We start from the raw sequence: 5,277 nt of genomic DNA, 5'->3' as shown, positions 1-5,277 counted from the left end.
ACATGAATGGATATACATTTATACATGACTCAATATACATTTTCACATGAATGGATATACATTTATTAGCTCATAAAATATTTAAAATCAAATAATTACACTCATTTTGGGGGCTTCTAAAAAACTATTATATAAAAACGTTTAAAAACCTTCTTTTAAAAAAAGTATTAAAAAAGAATCTTATTTTGATTTTTGTTCTTTTACTTTTTGAATCAATGGGGAAAAGAAAAATTTCTTAAAAGGGTACGAGAATGACTAATTTTTTATTTGGTCTCATTGGCTTTAAAGATAATGACACTTAAATTGATACAATAAACAAAATTATTTATTTCGAGACACGAATGAATATACATTCCTACAAGAGAATCAAAGGGGAAATTTTGAACCACAAACACAGGGATAAATAAGTGATTTACAGGTATTTAAGTGCTTTTTTCAATCAAGATTCGTTCGTATTTTTGAATCGCAAACAAACACTTAAACGCTTATCACAATGAAAACAGCATCAAAAAATGCCAGTAAAAACCTATTGTCGCACACTTCATCTTGGGACAAAATTTGCTTTCCAGTTGAAACCGTAGCCTTAGAGGGACTTTTGCCCGAAAACTATCATGTTGTAGCGACTGACCGCCAACGAGCGATTGTAGGCCAAAAAACAGACGGTAGTAACCAAGTTTTCGCTATCCAGAGCAAAAGCTACTCTTTGATTCCTAATTCTCTGATTAAGTCCGTTGCCGACGAGTGTTTAGGCGTTGACTATGAACTTAGCGTTCGGTACAGCTCACAAGGTGAGTTTTCGATTGGGATTGTACTGCCCGATTCGCTGGTAATCGGCAAAACTGGTAACGACACAATTCGCAAGCAATTGACCTTTACAAACTCCTACAACGGGAAAACGCCTTTTACCATTCAGGGACATGAGATGAGAGGTATAAAAAGTGCCGTTATGAGGGTTTCATATTACCGCCAAATTTGCTCAAACGGAATGATGGGTTGGGCCGATGAGTTTATTTCATTGGATGAATACCTCCAATGGCTCACAAATGGAATGCCAGCAAATGCTAAGGTAAAGGGTTTGGAAGAACGGTTTGAGCAGAAAGATGAAGAACAATTCCTTCGGATTTTCTCGCATAAAGGCATCAACTTGGATAAGTTCCAACAGTTTTTAGTAGGCTTGGTCGGCGACTTTTCCCAAATCAAAAAAGAAAGTAGCACTTCACAGGTGTACAACTTAATGACGGATTTGCAAGTAGCAGACCTGGAAGAAGCAACAGAAATTGTTCGGAAGGTTGGAATCCCTAAGAAATTAATTACATCAGCCTTGGAACGAATGGAATTAGAGGTATTCATTACAGAAGGACGGAAAATAGCGGTTTACTACTTATCGCTTCTCGGGAGGTTGCCTTAAAGCTCGTAGTCCATTTTCCTGTAATCTGATCTCATCTTTGAAACCATATTTTCCTAACCGATTTATATGTTCAAAAGGCGCGGGAGAGATATGCACTAGATCTTTTTCATGGACTTCATAACCTTCCTTTTGAAGCTGTTTAAGAATTTCCTGGATGTAAACAGTATTCCAGACCATTACGATATTTGTCAGCAGATTAAGGCACCTGGCTGTAATTTGCTGTTCTTTTTCCTGCTTCTTACGGATGGTTCCATCACCTCCGAACCAAAGATAAACCCGCAGGTTATGAAGTTGCTCTCCTTTATTGAGCTGGGTATTGATACGATGCCTGAGAGGCAGTTGTAGTAAGTACTTACATATAAAAATCGTTTTTACCAATTGTCCGTAAGATTGCAAAACATACATTAGGTTGTTTTGTCTTGGATATGATTGAAGTTTATTGATTAGTAGTGAGGCTGTTACGGTTCCTGTCAAAACGGATGCAGCCACTCTTTTAAGTTCATCCGCATGTTTTTTCAAGTAGTCGATATTGACTGTAGCGGTAAACTTTAATTGCGGGTACTGTATCTCCGCTGGATTTTCTTTGTCGGTTTTTATCTTGCACAGGCGTTGGTTTTTTATGTCGCGAAGTCGTGGAGCAAAACGTTTGTTAACCAAATCAAAGAAGGCGAATATTAGGTCTGAATACCCATGTGTATCGGTGGTATGTTCAATAATGGTCAACTCGGTTTCATTCGTCAGAATTTCATCTAATACGTATGGCGCATCCCGTTCAGTGCTGCTGATTACTTTTGTTCCGTATTGGGAATACTGATCAGAAGTGTGGGTGTAAAAAGTTATTCCTTTACCATACCCAAAATACTTTGGCAATGCCTGAGCATTCCGAATTTTGCCACTTGTGGCAAATCTTTGGCCATCGGAAGATGATAGTGTCCCATCACCCCAATAGGCTGATATCCATTGTCCATGATGAAAATTTACCAACAAGTCATTTGCCCGTTTAAGGTTCTCATCAGAAAAGTAATTATTGGCAACCCACCACAGCGAATGATAATCCAAGTCGGAAGAACGCGCCAGATCAGCCAGTGTCAAGTTACATGCATTACTCAACAAAGCAGCAAACCTCAAAGCATCATGTTCCGGATTACGGGGCAGGAGCTCTTCCCGCAATTCTTTTGCATAGTCAACCCAAGTATCTACTTCACGGATCATTTCCACCAGGCCCACGCGAGGCAATCGCTTGTTGATCTGCTCTTGTAAATCTTTAACAGATTCAGGGAGATTTTCAGCTTCTAAGGGTGGAACAACCAATATTCCATCTTCTAACCTTATCTCGGTGCCTTGTGATAACAGAATGACCAAAGGTCCAAGCAAATTTGTTAATTCAAGAACCTTTTCGTCAATGCGTTTTACCATATCCAAGCCTCCAAAAGGAAGGCATATCTCCGGTGAAGCTGCCTGCCACCGTGTCTTAGGGATTAGAAAGCTATTAAAATCCGCATATTTTCTGGATAACTCGACAAAAACATCACCAGACTGAAGTCGGTCATTGAGTACCGACAAAACACAAAGCTCGTAGGCGGGCGCTTGCAACATCTTGTCAATGATGACTACTTTTTGCCAGGACTGTGTAATAAAATGGGTTGGGACAGATTCTGGCAATTTTCGTTTTGTCCCATTTTGAAGTTCGGTAACTAGCTCCAGGCCGTCCTCAAAATTATCTTTTGAAAAAGCCACTTTAAAATCCAGTATTCTGAGCAGGTAGGGTGTAAATTGTTTGAACCGGGCATAAGTCTTAAGTAAAAAGAATAAAGGTGTCTGATGGGCCGGTTTGGTTATTTTCAAGACTATGTGTAAAGCTTCTTGTATTGTTTCCTTTGATAAATTTTCAAATATTTTGCTTCTCAGGTACTGATTTTCAATGGTGTCATCCACAACCATTTCAACAGTCTTTGTGAGTGTTTTCACAGCCTGAGTTTGGGATTTGATAACCCCCAGCTGATAGGCCTCCAAAGATTTTTTTGCATCGCTCAGGGCTTGCGTCCAAAAATCATGGTACATCGCCAAAACAGTATCGGTTGTATCAAGCAGCGTTTCCCAAAGAAAACACACCAGTAAGGGAAAACGTCTCTGTGGTTTAATACGCTGCAAATATTGATTTGAATTATTTCGAACGATATTAGCTAAACGTTTTTTTCTGTTGGAAGGAATAACAGACAAATCCCAGCTATCAACTTTGATGTTTTTCAAAAAGATAATTTTATCAAGTATTTGTCGGAAGCTTTTAGGCGTATTGACCGTTGGCACCATACACAGCCAGCGATGATGGGTTAGCTTTCCGGTTTCGGGAGTTTGAAGAAGATTGTCCAGCTGATTGAATAACTCGGGCTGCCATAAAAATGATAACCGTTGATAGGTCTCCGTATGAAGAAGCTCGTCAATACCTCCAATAATCCTTTCCAGAGTACCAATCGATGGTCTTAAAATTTTATCCTGATGAAGTTTTTGACAAAGTTTATTCAAAAGGTACCGCTCATTGTCATGCTCCATTCCCTGAAGGATCAACCATTTTTCAAACATAGGTTCATCCATTGGCTGCCATTTCCGAAAATTTAGATACCGAAGTAGTTGTTGAAAATGAAACGAGCGGGTCATTGCCCTGTTTCCGTAGTTTATTAAATCAGCAGTCGTGGGTGCATTGTTTCCACTTTCGAGTTGATGAGAAACAAAAGAGACCATTTTATCAGGAATCTGGTTTTTCCATCCATCATATAAAAAGCCAAAATATCTCATTAAACAGAGTTGGATACCGATTGCCAGGCGGTTGGTTGCACCATGGAACGACTGAATGAATATGAGATCGGGCTGTGTTAGATAAAACCCCTGTTGCAAATCCCTTTCGTCCAAATCAGGAATTTGAATGTATTGATCACGTTCTGCAGTTGTTAAAAAAGTAGCAGGCATAGGTTATCAAAAAGGGTATGTTTAAAAAAAATAAAACATCATTGAGAATGAGTAATTTATAAATCTGAACTCTATATTTGTAAAGGAACTCCTTTTTGATAATACAACAATGGCAAATACATCCAATTTAAGAGTGGCTCTATACGCAAGAGTTTCAACACTCGACAGAGGGCAAGACCCCGAAACTCAATTGATTCAACTGCGTGAGTATGCTCAAAGGCGAAATTTTGAAATTGTAGGGGAGTTTATTGATTTTGCTTCGGGAACAAGTGAAGAACGTAAGCATTACAAGCAAATGATGGAAGCTGCCAAGAAACGAAAGATTGACCTCGTTTTGGTTTGGAGATATGACCGTTTTGCACGCTCAACGCAAGCATTAGTCAATGCCCTCAAAGAGTTTAAAAATTTAGGAATTGATTTTATTTCTTATCAAGAAAATATTGATACCACTACGCCAACAGGAGAATTGATTTTTCATGTGATGGCTTCTTTGGCTCAGTTTGAAAGTTCTCTCATCAGTGAGCGTGTAAAGGCAGGAATGCAAAGAGCAAAAGCTCAAGGCAAAAATATTTCAAGACCAAAACTGGCAAAAAGTAAATTGAACCGAATAATGGAATTGAAACAACAAGGACTTTCTATGAATCAAATCAGCATTCAAGCAGGAGTGGCTTATGGTACAGTTTATAATTATTTAGCAAAACATAAACCTTAATCTCAAACCATCTGAGGGGGCCGCTATTGTTCGTCCATTTGTAATAAGAACCTCCATTTGTAAATCGGTGTTTTCCGCAGATTTGGAAGAAGAACCTCTATTTGCTCTGCTTTCTGATTCACCAGATTCGCAAGCGACACGATTTCTTTATTGATATCGTCCTGGATGGGGTCAAATCTGCTGAAAACGCCAC

General features: G+C 38.9%; 3 protein-coding genes. 2 read left to right on the top strand and 1 reads right to left on the bottom strand.

Annotation, left to right across the window (positions count from 1 at the left end; all coding sequences use genetic code 11):
* Positions 1 to 493: 493 nt before the first annotated feature.
* Positions 494 to 1,408, top strand: a complete 915-nt coding sequence (locus K339_RS33205; protein ID WP_051397914.1) for a hypothetical protein — start codon at positions 494 to 496, stop codon at positions 1,406 to 1,408.
* Here K339_RS33205 and K339_RS33200 read toward each other — a convergent pair.
* On the bottom strand, positions 1,382 to 4,372 hold the full coding sequence (locus K339_RS33200) for a Tn3 family transposase (protein ID WP_084332169.1): 2,991 nt from the start codon (positions 4,370 to 4,372) through the stop codon (positions 1,382 to 1,384). The two genes, K339_RS33205 and K339_RS33200, sit on opposite strands and share 27 nt — an antisense overlap.
* A gap of 109 nt (positions 4,373 to 4,481) precedes the next feature.
* Between K339_RS33200 and K339_RS0109675 the strand changes: the two genes are divergently transcribed.
* The gene (locus K339_RS0109675) at positions 4,482 to 5,084 is read left to right on the top strand and encodes a recombinase family protein (RefSeq protein WP_028523408.1); all 603 of its coding nucleotides are present in this window, start codon (positions 4,482 to 4,484) and stop codon (positions 5,082 to 5,084) included.
* Positions 5,085 to 5,277: the final 193 nt, after the last annotated feature.

It is taken from the genome of Runella limosa DSM 17973, from assembly GCF_000482465.1.
Taxonomy (GTDB): domain Bacteria; phylum Bacteroidota; class Bacteroidia; order Cytophagales; family Spirosomataceae; genus Runella; species Runella limosa.
Note: the sequence above shows the minus strand (reverse complement) of the source record. Positions and strands in the feature narration are given on the sequence as shown.